The organism is Erwinia wuhanensis (genome assembly GCF_030484085.1).
In the GTDB taxonomy this organism is placed as follows: domain Bacteria; phylum Pseudomonadota; class Gammaproteobacteria; order Enterobacterales; family Enterobacteriaceae; genus Erwinia; species Erwinia aeris.
This window is the reverse complement of sequence record NZ_JAUJUH010000010.1, coordinates 80,360-97,440: the sequence shown is the minus strand read 5'-3', so window position 1 is coordinate 97,440 and position 17,081 is coordinate 80,360. Positions and strand designations below refer to the sequence as shown.

The 17,081-nt window shown below is 54.5% G+C and carries 21 protein-coding genes and 1 pseudogene; 8 read left to right on the top strand and 14 right to left on the bottom strand.

Annotated elements, in window-relative coordinates:
- Positions 1–14 precede the first annotated feature (14 nt).
- Together rpoZ and gmk are read right to left on the bottom strand one after the other, a co-directional pair.
- Positions 15–290, bottom strand: coding sequence for a DNA-directed RNA polymerase subunit omega (rpoZ, locus tag QZH36_RS20370; protein WP_016191359.1), 276 nt, complete (start codon positions 288–290; stop codon positions 15–17).
- Positions 291–343: 53 nt separating this feature from the next.
- Entirely contained in the window at positions 344–967 is a 624-nt protein-coding gene (gene gmk, locus QZH36_RS20365; protein ID WP_125290631.1) for a guanylate kinase, read from the bottom strand.
- A 251-nt stretch (positions 968–1,218) separates the two neighbouring features.
- Here gmk and ligB point away from each other — a divergent pair, with 251 nt between their 5' ends.
- Positions 1,219–2,883 carry an NAD-dependent DNA ligase LigB gene (gene ligB / locus QZH36_RS20360; RefSeq protein ID WP_301730988.1) on the top strand — a complete coding sequence of 555 codons (1,665 nt, stop codon included), beginning with the start codon at positions 1,219–1,221 and terminating at the stop codon, positions 2,881–2,883.
- A 5-nt stretch (positions 2,884–2,888) separates the two neighbouring features.
- Here ligB and QZH36_RS20355 read toward each other — a convergent pair whose 3' ends face one another.
- A complete protein-coding gene (locus QZH36_RS20355; protein ID WP_125290629.1) occupies positions 2,889–3,506 on the bottom strand; it encodes a trimeric intracellular cation channel family protein in 618 nt (205 codons plus the stop codon).
- 262 nt (positions 3,507–3,768) lie between these two features.
- Between QZH36_RS20355 and QZH36_RS20350 the strand changes: the two genes are divergently transcribed.
- Positions 3,769–4,170 carry a hypothetical protein gene (locus QZH36_RS20350; RefSeq protein WP_301730987.1) on the top strand — a complete coding sequence of 134 codons (402 nt, stop codon included), beginning with the start codon at positions 3,769–3,771 and terminating at the stop codon, positions 4,168–4,170.
- A gap of 47 nt (positions 4,171–4,217) precedes the next feature.
- Here the strand turns inward: QZH36_RS20350 and QZH36_RS20345 are convergent, their stop codons facing one another.
- The 5 genes and pseudogenes from QZH36_RS20345 to QZH36_RS20325 form a co-directional block, all read right to left on the bottom strand.
- Positions 4,218–4,550 carry a zinc ribbon domain-containing protein YjdM gene (locus QZH36_RS20345; RefSeq protein ID WP_253456977.1) on the bottom strand — a complete coding sequence of 111 codons (333 nt, stop codon included), beginning with the start codon at positions 4,548–4,550 and terminating at the stop codon, positions 4,218–4,220.
- Positions 4,551–4,857: 307 nt separating this feature from the next.
- Complete coding sequence (locus tag QZH36_RS20340; RefSeq protein WP_301253387.1) at positions 4,858–5,322, bottom strand: DUF943 family protein; 465 nt, start codon at positions 5,320–5,322, stop codon at positions 4,858–4,860.
- Complete coding sequence (locus QZH36_RS20335) at positions 5,312–6,160, bottom strand: YPO3983 family protein (RefSeq protein WP_301730986.1); 849 nt, start codon at positions 6,158–6,160, stop codon at positions 5,312–5,314. The genes QZH36_RS20340 and QZH36_RS20335 overlap by 11 nt, the downstream gene beginning before the upstream one ends.
- A gap of 247 nt (positions 6,161–6,407) precedes the next feature.
- Positions 6,408–6,785 (bottom strand): annotated as a pseudogene (locus QZH36_RS20330) (DUF943 family protein).
- Positions 6,786–7,019: 234 nt separating this feature from the next.
- Positions 7,020–7,883, bottom strand: a complete 864-nt coding sequence (locus QZH36_RS20325) for a YicC/YloC family endoribonuclease (protein ID WP_301253389.1) — start codon at positions 7,881–7,883, stop codon at positions 7,020–7,022.
- Between the two features lie 221 nt (positions 7,884–8,104).
- On the opposite strand from QZH36_RS20325, the gene rph reads away from it, so the two are divergent.
- Entirely contained in the window at positions 8,105–8,821 is a 717-nt protein-coding gene (gene rph / locus QZH36_RS20320; RefSeq protein WP_125290623.1) for a ribonuclease PH, read from the top strand.
- Positions 8,822–8,872: 51 nt separating this feature from the next.
- Entirely contained in the window at positions 8,873–9,514 is a 642-nt protein-coding gene (gene pyrE, locus QZH36_RS20315; RefSeq protein WP_253456988.1) for an orotate phosphoribosyltransferase, read from the top strand.
- 181 nt (positions 9,515–9,695) lie between these two features.
- On the opposite strand, the gene slmA is transcribed toward pyrE, so the two are convergent.
- From slmA to coaBC, 3 genes are all read right to left on the bottom strand, one after another.
- Positions 9,696–10,292 carry a nucleoid occlusion factor SlmA gene (slmA, locus tag QZH36_RS20310; protein ID WP_253456991.1) on the bottom strand — a complete coding sequence of 199 codons (597 nt, stop codon included), beginning with the start codon at positions 10,290–10,292 and terminating at the stop codon, positions 9,696–9,698.
- A gap of 107 nt (positions 10,293–10,399) precedes the next feature.
- The gene (gene dut / locus QZH36_RS20305; RefSeq protein ID WP_301730985.1) at positions 10,400–10,858 is read right to left on the bottom strand and encodes a dUTP diphosphatase; all 459 of its coding nucleotides are present in this window, start codon (positions 10,856–10,858) and stop codon (positions 10,400–10,402) included.
- A complete protein-coding gene (gene coaBC / locus QZH36_RS20300; protein WP_301730984.1) occupies positions 10,836–12,047 on the bottom strand; it encodes a bifunctional phosphopantothenoylcysteine decarboxylase/phosphopantothenate--cysteine ligase CoaBC in 1,212 nt (403 codons plus the stop codon). Before coaBC ends, dut begins: the two co-directional genes overlap by 23 nt.
- Positions 12,048–12,231: 184 nt before the next feature.
- Here coaBC and radC point away from each other — a divergent pair, with 184 nt between their 5' ends.
- From radC to mutM, 4 genes are all read left to right on the top strand, one after another.
- Positions 12,232–12,900 (top strand): RadC family protein, encoded by a 669-nt coding sequence (gene radC / locus QZH36_RS20295; protein ID WP_253456999.1) that lies wholly within the window; start codon positions 12,232–12,234, stop codon positions 12,898–12,900.
- A 282-nt stretch (positions 12,901–13,182) separates the two neighbouring features.
- Entirely contained in the window at positions 13,183–13,419 is a 237-nt protein-coding gene (gene rpmB / locus QZH36_RS20290) for a 50S ribosomal protein L28 (RefSeq protein ID WP_004154798.1), read from the top strand.
- Positions 13,420–13,435: 16 nt separating this feature from the next.
- Positions 13,436–13,603 (top strand): 50S ribosomal protein L33, encoded by a 168-nt coding sequence (gene rpmG, locus QZH36_RS20285; protein ID WP_001051798.1) that lies wholly within the window; start codon positions 13,436–13,438, stop codon positions 13,601–13,603.
- Positions 13,604–13,718: 115 nt separating this feature from the next.
- On the top strand, positions 13,719–14,528 hold the full coding sequence (mutM, locus tag QZH36_RS20280) for a bifunctional DNA-formamidopyrimidine glycosylase/DNA-(apurinic or apyrimidinic site) lyase (protein ID WP_301730983.1): 810 nt from the start codon (positions 13,719–13,721) through the stop codon (positions 14,526–14,528).
- Here mutM and coaD read toward each other — a convergent pair whose 3' ends face one another.
- Genes coaD through waaA form a run of 3 tightly spaced genes read right to left on the bottom strand, consistent with a single transcriptional unit; the run spans position 14,529 to position 17,071 of the window.
- Positions 14,529–15,011 (bottom strand): pantetheine-phosphate adenylyltransferase, encoded by a 483-nt coding sequence (gene coaD, locus QZH36_RS20275; RefSeq protein WP_301730982.1) that lies wholly within the window; start codon positions 15,009–15,011, stop codon positions 14,529–14,531.
- Positions 15,008–15,796 carry a glycosyltransferase family 2 protein gene (locus QZH36_RS20270; protein ID WP_253457005.1) on the bottom strand — a complete coding sequence of 263 codons (789 nt, stop codon included), beginning with the start codon at positions 15,794–15,796 and terminating at the stop codon, positions 15,008–15,010. The genes coaD and QZH36_RS20270 overlap by 4 nt, the downstream gene beginning before the upstream one ends.
- Positions 15,797–17,071 carry a lipid IV(A) 3-deoxy-D-manno-octulosonic acid transferase gene (gene waaA / locus QZH36_RS20265; protein ID WP_253457007.1) on the bottom strand — a complete coding sequence of 425 codons (1,275 nt, stop codon included), beginning with the start codon at positions 17,069–17,071 and terminating at the stop codon, positions 15,797–15,799.
- Positions 17,072–17,081: the final 10 nt, after the last annotated feature.

Genomic DNA, 17,081 nt, shown 5'->3' with positions numbered 1-17,081 from the left:
CTTCCGGCTGATGATTAACGACGACCTTCAGCGATAGCGGTAACAGCCTGCAGTTCTGCGGCTTCCTGCTCCTGCTGTTCCTGACGATCACGGACATCCAGAATCTGGTTGGTGATCAGACCTTCTTCGATCTCGCGCAGCGCGATAACGGTAGACTTGTCGTTTTCTTCCGGAACCAGCGGATCTTTACCGCCAACCTGCATCTGGCGAGCGCGACGAGCGGCGACCAGAACCAGGTCAAAACGGTTACCAATTTTTTCTACTGCGTCCTGTACGGTTACGCGTGCCATAAGTGTGATACTCCACGGTTGACGAAATGACTGGGCATCATACTGAGTTGTCCTCAGTCTGCCAACAGTTTGCTGATTAAAGCATCATGACGGGATTTTTGACGGCCCATTCGCAGACGCTCGGCGCGAATAATGGTTTTCAGATCGGACAGCGCCAGATCGAAATCATCATTCACAATAAGGTAGTCGTACTCCGCATAGTGGCTCATTTCCGCGACGGCCTGCGCCATACGCCGGGCAATGACCTCTTCGCTGTCCTGACCGCGACCGCGCAGGCGGCGATCCAGCTCGTCTTTTGACGGCGGTAAAACAAAAATGCTGCGTGCCTGCGGCATTTTCTGACGGATTTGCTGCGCGCCCTGCCAGTCAATATCTAAAAAGACATCCACGCCGGTTGAGAGCACCTGCTCAATCGCCCTGCGTGACGTGCCGTAATAGTTGCCGAAGACTTCGGCGTGCTCCAGAAAGGCATCTTCTTCGATCATACGACGAAATTCGTCATGGTTTACAAAATAATAGTGTTCGCCGTGATTTTCACCCGGACGCACGCCCCTGGTGGTATGGGAGATGGACACCTGAGTGTCATACAGCGGTTGCGTCTTTAGCAGCGCGTTAATCAGGCTGGATTTACCCGCGCCGCTTGGTGCTGAAACAATAAAAAGTGTGCCTTGAGCCATGATGATTTCTTGCTATGCCAGTCGGAGTTTACTTCCTGCACAGTATACACGGGTGAAGGCCAGGATGCAGCGTTTCGGCTGTTCTGCCGCGTTTTTTCTCTAAAACTGGAAGATGGCTCGCGGTACTGATGACAGGTTTCATGCTAGGGAAAAAACTTTTCGATACGTTTTCCATAAGCGAACTTACGCTATCGCCATGTTCTGATTTTGCCGATTTAATAAGCGAAGCAGAGCAACAAGGGAGTGTGGAGATGCGAAGCATAGTAATAATGTTCGGGCTGGGAGGGTGCGCCATTGCACAGGCTTTTTGCCCCGTCTGGTCGCCCGCCCGGGCAGAACTGGAGATGACGGCGCTGGAAAAACAGCTGAGCGACTGGGATCGGGCCTACTATGAGCAGGGCATCAGCCTGGTAGAGGATGAACGCTATGATGCCTTAGAGAAAACGTATCACGACTGGCAGCGCTGCTTCCGGCCCGAAAGCGAGTCTCGTTCGCCGGCGCTGGCGAAAAGCGGCAAGGTACGGCATCCGGTAGCGCATGTTGGCGTCAAAAAGCTGCCGGACAGGCGGGCGGTGGTGCGCTGGATGGTGGGAAAGCAACCGCTGTGGGTGCAGCCAAAACTGGACGGCATTGCCGTGACGCTCTGGTACCGGCATGGGAAACTTGTGCGGGTAATCAGTCGCGGCGACGGGCTGCGAGGAGAAGACTGGACGGAAAAAGCACGCCATATACCCGCTATTCCGCAGCAGATAACGCTGGATGACGATCCCCTGGTTTTGCAGGGCGAACTTTATCTGAAGATGACCGATCACCAGCAGGCCAGCCAGGGCGGCGTTAATGCCCGCGCCGTCGTGGCTGGCGCAATGCGGCGTAATGAGAGCTCGCCGCTATTGGCACAGCTGGGCATGTTTATCTGGGCGTGGCCGGACGGCCCGGAAAAAATGCCGCAGCGCTTACAGCAGTTAAGCAAGGCGGGCTTCAGCATTATGGAAGCCTGGAGCAAGCCTGTTGCCAACGCTGATGAAGTCGCCGACTGGCGCGAACGTTGGTTTCATCAGCCTCTGCCCTTTGTTACGGATGGCGTGGTGATCCACGGTACGCCAGTAAAGGGCGCTTACTGGCTACCCGGCGATAATACCTGGTCAGCAGCCTGGAAATATACGCCGCTGAAAGTGAGCGCAGAGGTTCGCTCAGTCGATTTTCCTATCGGGCGGACGGGAAAAACAGGCGCGGTACTAAATCTGTTACCCGTACAGCTGGATGATAAAAAAGTCAGCCGGGTCAATATTGGCTCGCTTAAACGCTGGCAGGCGCTGGATATCGTGCCGGGCGACAGGGTCGCCATTAGCCTGGCGGGTCAGGGCATCCCCAGGCTTGACGAGGTCATCTGGCGGGTACAAAAACGGGACAGGCCTCCCGTACCGGATGCTGATGCTTTTCATGCTCTGAGCTGTTTTGACTATACGCCTGCCTGTCGCGAGCAGTTTCTGGCCCGCCTTGTCTGGGCAAGCGGCACACAGGCGCTGGCGATGACCGGCGTCAGCCGCAGCAGCTGGCAGCGCCTGATGCAGGCCGGGCAGCTGACCCATCTCTTTTCCTGGCTTGCGCTGACTCAGGAAGATCTGCGGAAAATTGCTGACCTCACGCCCGCCCGCGCAGACTGGCTTTACCACCAATTCTCGCTAAGCCGACGGCAGCCCTTCAGGCGCTGGGTAAAAGCCCTGGGCGTTCCTGTACCGGAAGGTGCCCTGAACGCTATTGAAGATAACGACTGGTCAACGCTACTGGCCCGACGGGAAGAGGCATGGCAGCAGCTACCAGGCATAGGTAAAACGCTGGCCGGGCAAATCGTGCGTTTTCTGCATCACCCTCAGGTGCAGCAGCTGATTGCTTATGCAGACGAGGCAAGGCGATGAACCTTTTAGTGATCGGCATGAGGATAGTTAAATACCGGCAGCCCCAGCCGGAAGCGCAACGCCAGCAGGCGCGCCAGAAAGCCAAACAGCAGCGTGATGATGATGGCCAATTCGTCGGATACCGGCGTTTTCAACAGCAGGATATAGAGCCAGCCGGAAGCAAAAGCGATACCGGCATAAAGCTCCTTCTGGAAAACCAGCGGGATACGGTTGCAGAACATATCGCGCAGCACGCCGCCGAAGACGCCGGTAATCACCGCACTAATAGCCGCAATAATCGAGGCATGGCCCATATCCAGCGCCACTTTGGTGCCGATGATAGAGAAAACGGCCAGGCCCAGCGCGTCCAGCACCAGGAAGACCTTGCGCAAATGCGGCATCAGCGGCGCCAGCTGGGTGGTAATAACGGCAGCCATCGCCACAATGACGATGTATTCGGGGTGTTTTACCCAGCCAAGCGGGTAGTGCCCAAGCAGCATATCGCGCACGGATCCGCCGCCAATGGCGGTAACGGAAGCGATAATAATTACGCCAAACATATCCATTTTACGGCGGCCAGCCGCCAGCGCGCCGGTCATGGCCTCTGCGGTGATCCCAATCAGATAAAAAACAGTAAGTAGCATAACCCGCTCCTGAGCAATCGGCGGCAAGCCTGCAGGATCCCAGACAGGTTGACGAGTGAATTTTTCTAAAAGCCGTTAAGTAAATGAGTTTACCTAATCTGAAAATAAAGTAACCGTGCGCGTCTCCAGGACAACGTTTTATTTTGTTTAAGTTTTTTTGAATCCGCTATTCAGCAATGGGCTTAGCCACCTGACATAGCATGATTAAAAAACTGCACGGCTGGATCCTGAAGTCGGGCAGGCTACCACAAGGACGAGAAAAATGATGGCAGGTGAAATTTTCCGACTGTTGGCAAAAGGGATCCATCCGGAAACAGGCGAGCTGTTGCCGCCAGCTTCTGTTGTGCATACACCCGATGCTATAAGGCTGTTGTTTGCTCTGGCTGAAGAGTTCAGCGGTGTGAATTTCAGTTCTGTAAAACGGCAAGAAAAAGTGAAGCTGACGCCAGAAGAGCGTCGGGAAAAGAATCGAGCGGAAGGGCGGCCTGGCAATGCTTATCTTCCCTGGTCTGAAGAGCAAAAACAGGAGTTGATAGCGCTTTTCCGGCAGGGCCATTCCGTCAGCGAGCTGGCTGGCCTGTGTGAGCGTTCGCCGCGTTCAATCGCCATGCAGTTAGAAAAGCAGGCGCTTATCACGGCGGAACAAGCTGCGGCCTTTAGCTGAAGACTGCGCAGCCTGTACGGCGATCGTTGCCGCAGGTTAAAACCGGATCAGTTTTTCTTTACGAATTCTGATTTCAGCTTCATCGGGCCAAAGCCGTCAATTTTACAGTCGATATTATGATCGCCTTCCACCAGGCGAATGCTTTTTACCCTGGTGCCGATCTTAAGAGGCGTCGAGCTGCCTTTGACCTTGAGGTCTTTGATAACTGTCACGCTGTCGCCGTCAGCCAGCAGATTGCCGTTGGCATCTTTAACTACCAGCGCCTCTGTGGCTTCTGTGTTGCCAGACCAGACGTGGCCGCATTCGGGACAGTTAAACAGGTCGCCATCCTGCCAGCTGTATTCGGAGTGGCATTCAGGGCAGGGAGGAAGAGTTTGCATAAAAACCTTAAAATTATCCGCAGGAAAAGAAGGGGGATTTTAGCCTGGTGCCGCCTGTAAAACTATTCATCTTTGACGATATGCGCCAGGCACAGGGTTCATGCACTCACCAGTGATAAAAGTGTACGGCGGACAATAACTGTTTATGCATTGGGTCAATCATCTTACCAACCAGTTGGCTGTACGGCTCATAAAGAGCAAATTTGCGGGATAGCGATCGGGCTCACTCATGTTTTCTTCGCATGGTTGGGGACAATACGGAGGGAGCGGAAGATTTTATTGTTATCTCTACGCGAGTGGAGCCGTTCTAATCTGATTTGTTTTTTACCATCTTACCACTGTCGTTTATACGATATGTTCCGCTATCTACAATGAAATAAAGGCCGGTATTCCTGCTATTGTTAACCATAATGAGCGAATCTTTATCAATACAATTTACTGGCGGTTTCATATCATTAAAACAGAGTCGGTCATACCCATCGGTTTCTTTATATCCATCACCAAAATCCCAAAAAATGACGGTGAAAAAACCATCCCGGGCCGGCCTTGGGATGTTATACCTGTTCTTGAGGATTTCCTTGTTTTTCAACCACCAATTAATTTTCCCTTGTTCAGTTAGAGGGAAATTCTTTACTAAAACATCGCTATAGTTATGTCTTTGGTGAACAGCTATGATCTTCACAGGACGTAACGACAACAAGAGGAGGTAAACCAGCAGGGTGCAACTAATAAGTAATGACGCACAAAACGCTTTTTTAATTTTAGATTTCATTGCGCTCACCTGTAATCTCTACAGTAGCTTCCATATTGGTCATGAATGGCCTGAAGCCAAACTGGTTGTATCGCTGGAGCACGAACCAGATACGGAAAAAATGGAACTGACTAAATTTTGTTTTCAAAATATCATCGCTATTCAAACCAAAATGGTCCTGTACCTTGTAATGTACCACTGTCCGGTAGCGATCATTATCAATATGCAGTGATTTTATAGTGATATGTGTAGCCCAGGTATCATGAACGGTAATGCCCATACCATTGTAATTATCCTGGAATCTGTCGAACTTTGGTAACTTACTACTTAGTATTGCATCTCTTAGTCTGTCCTTGTTTTCAACTGGAAAATTTTTTCTTTCCCAGTCTATACCTGTGCTAAATGCTTTTGATAACAAAATGCGTGTGCTTTTTTCCTCGGAAACATCTCTAATTATCTGTTCTTTCAATGCCCTGTTCAGCGCTGCATCCCGGAAAGTGGCACCCTTTTCGTTCTGCATGTGGTCGATCATCTTTTCAATCAGATGGCTGTATGGGCCATAAAGGGAAAATGTGCGTGATAGCGATCGGAGCTCCCCAAACAGGATAATGGCGCACTGCTGGCGAGTAATTTTCTCACCGGCTCCGCGCAGATTGCAGCAGAACATGGACTGAGGGCGATCCAGTGAGGAACGTCGGGTTAACGTATAAGGATCGACCCGATCGGAAATATAATTCAGCTGGTATTGGGATTTCAGCTCTGCTTCGGAAAGGTCACCACAGCGCATATCGTCGGCGTTGTAGTCGTCCATGCGTTTCCGAGACTTGAAAAAGGTACAGGGGAACTCCAGGGCTGGCATAACTTCGCCTCCTTGCGTGCAATAATCCATAAGTGCGTTCAGATAAAGCCAAATTATACGCCGCTGACGCGGCCTGTATAATATTAGATGCTCGGCAGACAAAAATTAGGAATATGGCCCGATTTTAGCGTCTTTTTCTGCATTGGGTGGCACCAGATGAAAACATCTTAAGGTACGTTCCGTATGGCTGGTGTAAGTCCTGGAAAAAACGATGATTTTAGTACTGTCTCAACCTGCGAGGACGGACTTACTCTTTTTTAAGTTTGATTATTTCACCCTCTTTTTTCATCCGATATTCGCCATCATTTAATGTAAATATAGTGCCTCTGTTCCTGCTGGAACTGATTGAAAATACCCTGTCCTTTTCAATACAATTTACAGGCGGGTTCATATCATTAAAGCAAAGCCTGTCATTTTTACCTTCTTCTTTATAACCCTCACCAAATAACCAGAATGTCACATAAAAATGACCATCACTGTCAGGTTCAGGAATGCCATGTTTATCTTTTAACATACCTTTGTTTTTTAACCATCAGTTAATCTTTCCTTTATCCGTTGGCGGAAAAATGGTGACCAGAACATCACTGAAACCACTACTTCTGTGGTGAACGGCTATGATCTCCATGGGGTGCCCCTCAAGCCGTTCTCCTGCCTTAATCCATGCCTGCATCTGAATATCTGTCAGCTTTGCCATAGTGTTGCATTAACATTGAATAGTGCTTTGTACCCAAGCTGGAGCGAGGAAAGTACTTTGGGTACAAAGAAAATGCGCGATGTTATGCAACAGCATGAAAATAATAAAGCCCGCAATTAGCGGGCTTTATTGGTTTTCTGCTACTGAGTGCGACTGTATGCAACTTTACTCAATGTTCTGGATCTGTTCACGCATCTGCTCAATCAGCACCTTCAGCTCAATAGCCGAAGTGGTAACCTCTGCATTGATTGATTTAGACGCCAGCGTATTCGATTCGCGGTTAAATTCCTGCATCATAAAGTCGAGGCGGCGGCCCACCGCTTCTTTCTTTTTCAGGATGTTATAGGTTTCTTTAACATGCGCTTCCAGACGATCCAACTCTTCCGCCACGTCCACGCGCTGCGCCAGCATAATCAGTTCCTGCTCAACCCGATTACTGTCCAGCTGAACCTGAGCCTCTTCCAGTTTGGTAACCAGACGTTCGCGCTGCCATTTCAACACGTCCGGCATCTGCGCACGTACTTTAGTCACTTCAGTACTGACGCCTTCCAGCCGTTGTTCAATCAATGATTTTAACGCGGCGCCTTCCGTTTCACGGGCGGCGATAAAGTCGTCCAGAGCGCTGTCCAGCGCGCTTAACAACTCTGCGGAAATGGCATCCAAATCCTGCTCTTCTGCTGACATGACGCCAGGCCAGCGCAAAATATCGACCGGATTGATTTCGCCCTCGTCGCTCTGCATTTTGACCCAGTTGGCGGCTTTAACCAGCTGGATAGCCAGTTTTTCATTCAGCACCAGAGAGCTCTGCGCGCGCGCGTCTGCGTCAAAACGCAGATTACACTCGATTTTACCCCGGGTCAGTCGGTTGCGAATACGTTCGCGGATCACCGGCTCCAGGCCGCGAAACTGCTCGGGCAGACGGATATAGGTTTCTAAATAGCGCTGGTTTACGGAACGAAGCTCCCAGGCTGCGCTGCCCCATTCGCCTTTGGTTTCACGCCGGGCGTAGGCGGTCATACTGCGGATCATTATGCGTACCCGTTTTCAGAATAAGTTCAGGTGATTATAGCGGTGCCGGCCTTGCCTTAACAGGCATCTGGTCAAACTCTGACAAATCAATGGGATTGAGGCGGCGCTTACTATCGCGCCAGCTGCGCAGAAACCGCGTTGCCAGCAGGCTGTCATAGGCATTCGGCTGTGAAATCCGTATAATGCGCAGCCAATCACGATTTTCAAGCCGGAGAAAAACCATGCGTCCAGCAGGCCGTAATGCCCATCAGGTGCGTCCCGTCACCCTGACTCGCCACTACACCAAACATGCGGAAGGCTCCGTTCTGGTTGAATTCGGTGAAACCAAAGTCCTTTGCACCGCCACCATTGAGGAAGGCGTGCCGCGCTTTCTGAAAGGACAGGGCCAGGGCTGGGTAACCGCAGAATATGGCATGCTGCCACGCGCTACTCATAGCCGTAACGCTCGCGAAGCGGCCAAAGGCAAGCAGGGCGGCCGCACGCTGGAAATTCAGCGTCTGATTGCCCGTTCCCTGCGAGCAGCGCTGGATCTGAAAGCGCTGGGCGAGTTCACCATCACGCTGGACTGCGACGTCCTGCAGGCGGATGGCGGCACGCGTACCGCTTCTATTACCGGCGCCTGCGTAGCGCTGGCAGATGCGCTTAATCATCTGGTCGCTATCGGCAAGCTGAAAGCCAACCCGATGAAGGGGATGGTCGCCGCCGTGTCTGTCGGCATCGTCAACGGCGAAGCGTTATGCGATCTGGAATATGTCGAAGATTCCGCTGCGGAAACCGACATGAACGTAGTCATGACCGAAGATGGCCGCATGATTGAAGTGCAGGGCACGGCAGAAGGCGAGCCGTTCAGCCATGACGAGCTGCTGACGCTGCTGTCGCTGGCTCGCGGCGGTATTGATACGCTGATTCAGGCGCAGAAAGCGGCGCTACAAGACTGATTTCCCCAGGCGACCAGAGAGTCGCCTTTTTTAATGATTGAGGAGCGAGACATGAAAGCCTGGCAGCGCCAATTTATCGAATTTGCTATTAATAAGCAGGTCCTGAAATTTGGAGAGTTCACGCTGAAATCCGGACGTAAAAGCCCCTATTTCTTTAACGCGGGCTTGTTTAACACGGGCCGTGACCTGGCGCTGTTAGGCCGTTTCTATGCGCAGGCGCTGGTGGATTCCGCTATCGATTTCGATCTGGTGTTCGGCCCGGCCTATAAAGGCATTCCTATCGCTACTACCACCGCCGTTGCGCTGGCCGATCACCACGACCGCGATGTGCCTTACTGCTTCAACCGTAAGGAAGCGAAGGACCACGGCGAAGGCGGAACGCTGGTCGGCAGCCCGTTACAGGGCCGTATTATGCTGGTAGATGACGTTATTACCGCCGGTACCGCTATTCGCGAATCGATGGAGATTATCTCGGCGAATAAGGCGACCCTGGCCGGCGTGCTGATTTCGCTGGATCGTCAGGAGCGAGGCCGCGGACAGGCGTCGGCTATTCAGGAAGTGGAGCGCGATTACGGCTGCAAGGTTATTGCCATCATCACGCTGAACGATCTGATTAGCTACCTGGAAGAGAAACCGGAGCTGGCCGATCATCTGGCCGCCGTCCGGGCCTACCGCAAAGAGTACGGTATCTGACGAATGCGGGCCGCGAGTTGCGGCCCTTTCATTTCACACCGGCTGGAAGGCCAACTGCGGCCTTCTCGATTCAGATCAGCTGGCAGGCCAACCGCGGCCTTCCCGATTCAGATCAGCTGGCAGGCCAACTGTGGCCTTCCCGATTCAGACCGGCTGACAGGCCAACTGCGGCCTTTTCGATTCAGACCAGCTGACAGGCCAGCAGCGGCCAGCGCGTTTCAAATTCCACCGTCGGGCGATAGCGGAAGTCGGAACGCACAAAGCGCGACAGCAAACCTTCACAGAAAGCCAGCAGCTGCGAGGCCAGCAGCGCCTCCTCCGTCTGGAATCCTTCGCCGGTACGCATTTTCTGCTCGCGCAGCACCTGCTTCAGCTGCACCTCAATCCGTTCGAACAGCTGGTTAATTCTGCTTTGCAGGCGGTCCTGCTCGAACATCAACGCATGGCCGGTCAGAATACGTGATAAGCCCGGATTACGCTCACCAAAGCCCAGGATCAGCTGGATAATCAGCCGTAAACGCGGCAGCGTCTCTTTTTCATCCTGCAAGATTAGATTGATGCGCGTAATCAGGCTGTCTTCAATAAACTCAATCAGGCTGTCAAACATGCGGGTTTTGCTGGGAAAGTGCCGGTAAAGCGCAGCTTCAGAAACCCCCACGCTTGCCGCCAGTTTGGCGGTAGTGATCCGCTGGCTACCATCGCTGGATTCCAGCATCTGCGCCAGCGCCTGCAGTATTTCTTCGCGACGATTCCTTTTCGCACTTTTTTTCTCTGCCATGTCCTGAAAGACCCCTGAAATATCACCATGTACGGGCAAGCGCCCACGCAACATCCGTGAGCCATCACGCTCACGGTGGAAATAAGGACGGGTACTCTGGTCGGTCGTTACTGACGACCCGAGTGGCCGAAGCCGCCTTCGCCGCGCACGCTGGCGTCGAAGTCATTAACCAGATTGAATTCAGCCTGAACGACCGGTACAAACACCATTTGCGCGATACGCTCGCCTGGCTCAATGCTGAACGTCTCCTGGCCGCGGTTCCAGACGGAAACCATCAGCTGTCCCTGATAATCGGAGTCGATTAGCCCGACCAGGTTGCCCAGCACCACGCCATGCTTATGGCCGAGGCCGGAGCGCGGCAGGATAACGGCCGCCAGCTGCGGGTCGCCAATATGGATAGCCAGGCCGGTCGGTACCAGCGTGGTCGCGCCCGGCGCCAGCTGTACCGCCTCGTCCAGGCAGGCGCGCAGATCGAGACCAGCGGAGCCGGAAGTGGCATAGGCGGGCAGAGGGAAAGTGGTGCCCACGCGCGGGTCTAAAATCTTAACGTCGATTTTTTTCTTCATAACGGCTGACTATCTCGTCCAGTAATTGTTGGCCCAGGAGCTGCTTATCGCCGAGCGGTAAGGCTTTATTCCCTTCCTGCCAGAAAAGATGCAGGGCATTGGTATCGCTGTTGAAACCGTGCCCGGCTTTTGAAACATCGTTGGCGCAAATCAGATCCAGATTCTTCCGAATCCTTTTTTGCCGGGCGTATTCTTCCACATTCCGGGTTTCCGCTGCAAACCCCACCACGTACGGGCGATTTTGCTGCATGGCCGCGACGCCCGCGACGATATCCGGATTTTTAATCATCTTCAGCAGGATTTCGTCGCCCTGCTTTTTGATTTTCTCGCTGGAGACTTCCGCAGCGCGGTAGTCGCCGACGGCAGCGGCCGCGATAAAAATCTGCTGTTCGGCGGCGCTGGCCATCACCGCCTGCTGCATTTCCAGCGCGCTTATCACGTCGATACGTTTGACGCCCGGCGGCGTGGCTAAGGCGACCGGCCCGGCGACCAGCGTCACGTTAGCGCCCCGTTTTGCGGCGGCGGCAGCCACGGCGAAGCCCATTTTACCCGAGCTGTGGTTGCTAATGAACCGGACTGGATCAAGCGATTCGCGGGTTGGGCCAGCGGTTACCATCACATTAAGGTGCGTTAAATCGTGCTGCGGCGTCGCCCAGCGGACGGCTTCGTCCACGATAGTCAGCGGATCTAACATACGGCCCGGCCCGACGTCGCCGCAGGCCTGGCTGCCGCTGTCCGGCCCCCAAATCATCAGGCCGCGCGCCTGCAAAACCTGAAGATTATGCTGCGTGGCGGCGGCACGATACATCTGCTGGTTCATGGCGGGAACGACGGCAACAGGCGCCGCCGTCGCCAGGCAAATCGTGGTAACCAAATCGTTAGCCATGCCTGCGGCGACGCGAGCGATAAGATCGGCCGTGGCGGGTGCCAGGATCACCAGATCAGCCCATTTTCCCAGTTCGATATGCCCCATCGCCGCTTCCGCCGCCGGATCGAGCAGGTCGTCGCTGACCGGATGACCCGATACGGCCTGTAGACTCAGCGGCGTGATAAATGCTTTGGCTGCGGCAGTCAGCACGACGCGCACTTCCGCCCCGCGATCGCGCAGGCGTCTTACCAGCTCAGGCGCCTTGTAGGCAGCGATACCGCCGCTTACGCCCAGCACAATACGTTTACCGGTTAATGTCATAGTTTCTGCTCCATTGAGCCAGCAGGGCGCCCGCGCGCCGGAATTCCGCCATTTTATCATAATCCCTGCCTGCTGACTTTTAGCACAACGACCGTACTGTAAAGCAGCCCGGCAGACGGAAAAATGCATGGAAAACTACTGTATATAATGCCATGATTTAGCCAGCTACGGAAGGAGAAAGCGGATGAAGAAGCCATGGAAAAAAATGCCACCGCGCGAAAAGCTGGTGGCAGGCGGGGCCGGCACGTTAACGGATACGGAACTGCTGGCGATTTTTTTACGTACCGGCGCGCGCGGTGTCCACGTAATGACGCTGGCGCAACAGCTGCTGGAGGAGTTCGGTTCGCTGCACCGGCTGATGACGGCGGACAAAGACGCGTTTTTACGGGTGAAAGGCGTAGGCGTGGCGAAGTATGCCCAGCTGAATGCCATTGCCGAACTGGGCAGGCGTTTTTTCACCTGTGCGGATTCGGTAAAACAGGCCATGCAAAGCCCGGGCGATATGGTGAATTTCCTGCACAGCAAGCTGGCGCATCGTGAACGGGAAATATTTATGGTGGTTTTTTTTGATAATCAGCATCGGGTCATTCACACCAGTGAAATGTTTGCGGGCACGATAGCCAGCGTAGAGGTGCATCCGCGTGAAATCGTGCGTGAAGCGCTGAAGCAAAACGCGGCGGCGATTATCCTGGCGCATAACCATCCCTCGGGCATTTCGGCGCCCAGCATGGCAGATCGCGATGTGACTCAACAGGTTAACGACTGCTGCAAGCTGTTTAACATCCGCGTGCTTGACCATATTGTTATCGGTCAGGGCGAATATGTTTCCTTTGCGGAAAAAGGCTGGCTGTAATGCGGAAAAAAGCGGCAAACCGTGTTTTTTCCCACGTAGCGGCGGTGCTTTTTCCGTTCAAATGCGGCAATTTTGCGCGATCCAAAGGGATCTTTATCTGTTCGGGACTTGAGCACCAGCGTTGCAGGGCGTATACTACGCCACCTTTGAGAATCTCGGGTTTGGCATTTGGGCCTGCTCAGCGGGTTCACATAGAACTCGCCTGGATGGGCTAAGAGCCTGACGAGGCGGCCAAGACCTTATTTTTAAAGCTCGAGCTTATTTGATTTTTGGAGAATTGACATGTCACGAGTCTGCCAGGTAACTGGAAAGCGTCCGGTGACGGGTAACAACCGTTCCCACGCAATGAACGCGACGAAACGCCGTTTCCTGCCGAACCTGCACTCTCACCGTTTCTGGGTTGAGAGCGAAAAGCGCTTCGTTACACTGCGCGTATCTGCCAAAGGCATGCGCGTAATTGATAAAAAGGGTATTGAGACGGTTCTGGCCGATCTGCGTACCCGCGGTGAGAAGTACTAAGGTAAGGAACTGAAACATGGCTAAAGGTATTCGTGAGAAGATCAAGCTGGTTTCTTCTGCTGGTACAGGTCACTTCTATACCACCACGAAGAACAAGCGTACTAAGCCGGAAAAACTGGAACTGAAGAAATTCGATCCTGTTGTCCGCCAGCACGTGATCTACAAAGAAGCTAAAATCAAGTAATTGACTTTAGCGACTGAAAAACCCTGCCTCGGCGGGGTTTTTTCTTTTGTGCGCCTGAAAACATTTGCACGTCTGAAAACATCTGTACGCCTGAAAACATCTGCGGGAGGTTTGTATGCCGGAATTACCAGAGGTTGAAACCAGCCGACGCGGTATCGAACCGCACCTTGTCGGCGCCACCATTCTGCACGCCGTGGTGCGCAACGGCCGGTTGCGCTGGCCGGTCTCGCATGAAATCCACAGCCTCAGCGACCAGCCGGTACTCAGCGTACAGCGCCGCGCCAAATATCTGCTGTTGGAGCTGCCTGAAGGCTGGATCATCATCCATCTTGGCATGTCCGGCAGTCTACGCGTGTTGTCAGAAGAAGCACCGCCGGCGAAGCATGACCATGTGGATTTGGTGATGAGCAACGGCAAAGTGCTGCGCTATACCGATCCTCGCCGCTTTGGCGCCTGGCTGTGGAGCAGCGATCTGGCCGCCAGTAACGTACTGGCCCATCTTGGCCCGGAGCCGCTGAGTGAAGCTTTTAACGCGGATTACCTGTTTGAGAAGTCGCGCAGCAGGCGTACGCCGGTCAAGCCCTGGCTGATGGACAACAAGCTGGTGGTGGGCGTTGGCAACATTTACGCCAGCGAATCGCTGTTTGCCGCCGGGATCCATCCCGATCGACCGGCAATGGCGTTGACCAGAGAAGAAGTGGTTCTGCTGACGGAAACGATCAAGGCCGTGCTGCTGCGATCGATTGAGCAGGGCGGCACCACGCTGCGTGATTTCCTGCAGTCGGACGGTAAACCGGGCTATTTCGCGCAGGAGCTACAGGTCTATGGCCGTGCTGGCGAACCCTGCCGCGTTTGCGCTACGCCGATCGTAGGCGCCAAACACGCGCAGCGCAGCACCTTCTATTGCCCGACCTGTCAGAAATAATCAGGCGGAGAGCTTTGCCAGCAGCGCGCTGTGCACCGACGGCGGCAGGAAAGCGCTGACGTCGCCGTGATGGCGCGCCACCTCTTTGACCAGCGTGGAAGAGATAAACGAATATTTTTCTGAAGGCATCAGAAACACGCTTTCCAGCTCCGCCAGCAGGTGCCGATTCATATGCGCCAGCTGCATTTCGTATTCAAAATCGGACACCGCCCGCAGGCCGCGCACCAGGACGTTGGCCTGCTGATCCCGCGCGAAGTTCGCCATCAGATCGCTGAATCCTACCACTTCCACATTCGGCAAGTGTGCGACCACCTGTTGCGCCAGCACCACGCGTTCATCCAGCGAGAACATCGGCTTTTTACTGGGGCTGGCGGCAATAGCCAGGACGATATGGTCAAACATTAACGCGGCGCGCGTGACGATATCCAGATGACCGTTGGTCATGGGATCGAAAGTGCCGGGATAGATCGCTTTTGTGCTCATAGGCCGCCTTTGCCGGAAGCGTGGGAAGAGTGGTTCAGCGCCCAGAGCGCCGTGTATTTATTGAAGGTGTACTGCGCGTTAACCACGGCAAGCAGCCAGCCCTGTTTGCCATCCAGAAAACCGGCGCGCAGCACCAGCGTTTTCAGGAAGGCGCCCAGCGTATGGGCGAAAATTGAAAACAGGCCGCACTTTTTCCCCTGGTGGTGACGCTGCTTCGCCCAGGCTTCGGCATAGGCGAACTGCTTCCACTGAAACGCAGAGAAATCGCGGCAGGTCAGATGCAGCAGATCGCCCTTTAGCGCCACCACCTGCGCCCCTCTGGCTTCCAGCGATTCATGCACCTGATGATCGTTATAGCCGTATTCACGTGGATAGAGACGAGTCACGCGGTCAGGATACCAGCCGCTATGGCGCATAAAACGCCCCAGAAACAGATTGCGGCGGCCCAGGCTATAAACCGTGGCTGGCGCGGCAGGCTGTTGCAGCACGGATTCGATAGCGGCGCGCAGCTGCGGCGTCACGCGCTCGTCGCTGTCGATCATCAAAATCATCGGATGCGTGGCATAGCTTTGCGCCAGCTGGCGCTGTTTGCCGTAGCCGTGCCATTCGCGGGAGTGAAACACTTTGGCGCCGTGGCGGGCGGCGATTTGCGGCGTGCCGTCGCTGCTGCCGGAGTCCAGCAGCACAATCTCGTCGGCCCAGTTCACGGACTCCAGACATTCCGGCAGCAGCTCGGCTGCGTCTTTAGCGATCAGCACGACCGACAGAAGCTGACGTGAAGGCATTTAGTGATTCCGCTGTGGCAGATAGGGTTCAAGTAACTGTAGCAGACGCTGTAGCGCGCCCTGATTCTGGTGCAGTACCTCTACCGCATGGCGGCCGTAGTAAAGACGATAGTCTTCGTCGGTCAGCAGCGTGCCGATCTCTTTATCCAGCGAGTCGGCATCGGTTACGGCGATCAGGCCGTCCGCCTGCTGAAGTTTTGCACAGATATCTTTGAAGTTAAACGTATGCGGCCCCATCAGCACGGGGATAGCATGTGCGGCGGCCTCGAGCGGATTATGCCCGCCGCGCTCCACCAGGCTGCCGCCGACGAAAGCCAGATCGGCGATGCCGTAGAGCAGCATCAGTTCGCCCATCGTATCGCCAATCACCACCTGGGTGCCGCTGGAAGGGATCTCGCCGCTGCTGCGTAGCGTGTAGCTGAAGCCGGCCTTTTGCGTCATGTCGCGAGCCGTGTCGAAACGTTCCGGATGGCGCGGTACCAGGATGAGCAGCAAAGAAGGAAAACGCGCCAGGAGCTTGCGGTGCGCTTCCAGAATAATGCTTTCCTCGCCTTCGTGCGTGCTGGTGGCTATCCATACCGGACGACGCGGCGCCCACTGCCGACGCAGCGTGACCGCGCGGGCGGCCAGCTCGGGCGTTACGGAAATATCGAACTTCAGGCTGCCGGTCACCGCCAGCTGGGAACGCTTCAGGCCAAGCGCCACAAAGCGTTCGCCGTCTTCCTCGTTCTGCGCCGCGATCAGCGTAATCTTTTGCAGCAGACGCTGCATAAATTTACCGAGCTTGCCGTACCCTTTCGCCGAACGCTCCGACAGGCGGGCGTTCGCGATTACCAGCGGGATTTTTCGGGCGTGAAGCTGCGCGATCATATTCGGCCACAGCTCGGTTTCCATAATGATGACCAGCCGCGGGCTGACATTATCCAGAAAACGGTTCATCGAGCCGGGCAGATCGTAAGGCAGATAGACGTGATGAACATCTTTACCGAAGGCGGAAGCCGCTCGTTCCGAACCGGTCGGCGTCATGGTCGTCACGGTAATCGGCATCGTGGGATAACGGTGGCGCAGCGCCCTGACCAGCGGCACGGCGGCCAGCGTCTCGCCGACAGAAACGGAGTGCAGGAGTATACCGTCCGGCTTGACCTTGCCTTTACAGTAGCCGTAGCGTTCGGCCCAGCGCTTCCGGTAGGCGGGCGCTTTTCTGCCGCGTAACCAGAGCCGGAGCCAAATCAGCGGCTGAATAAGATAGAGCAGGACGGAATAAATTGTTGTCATCACAGTGTTT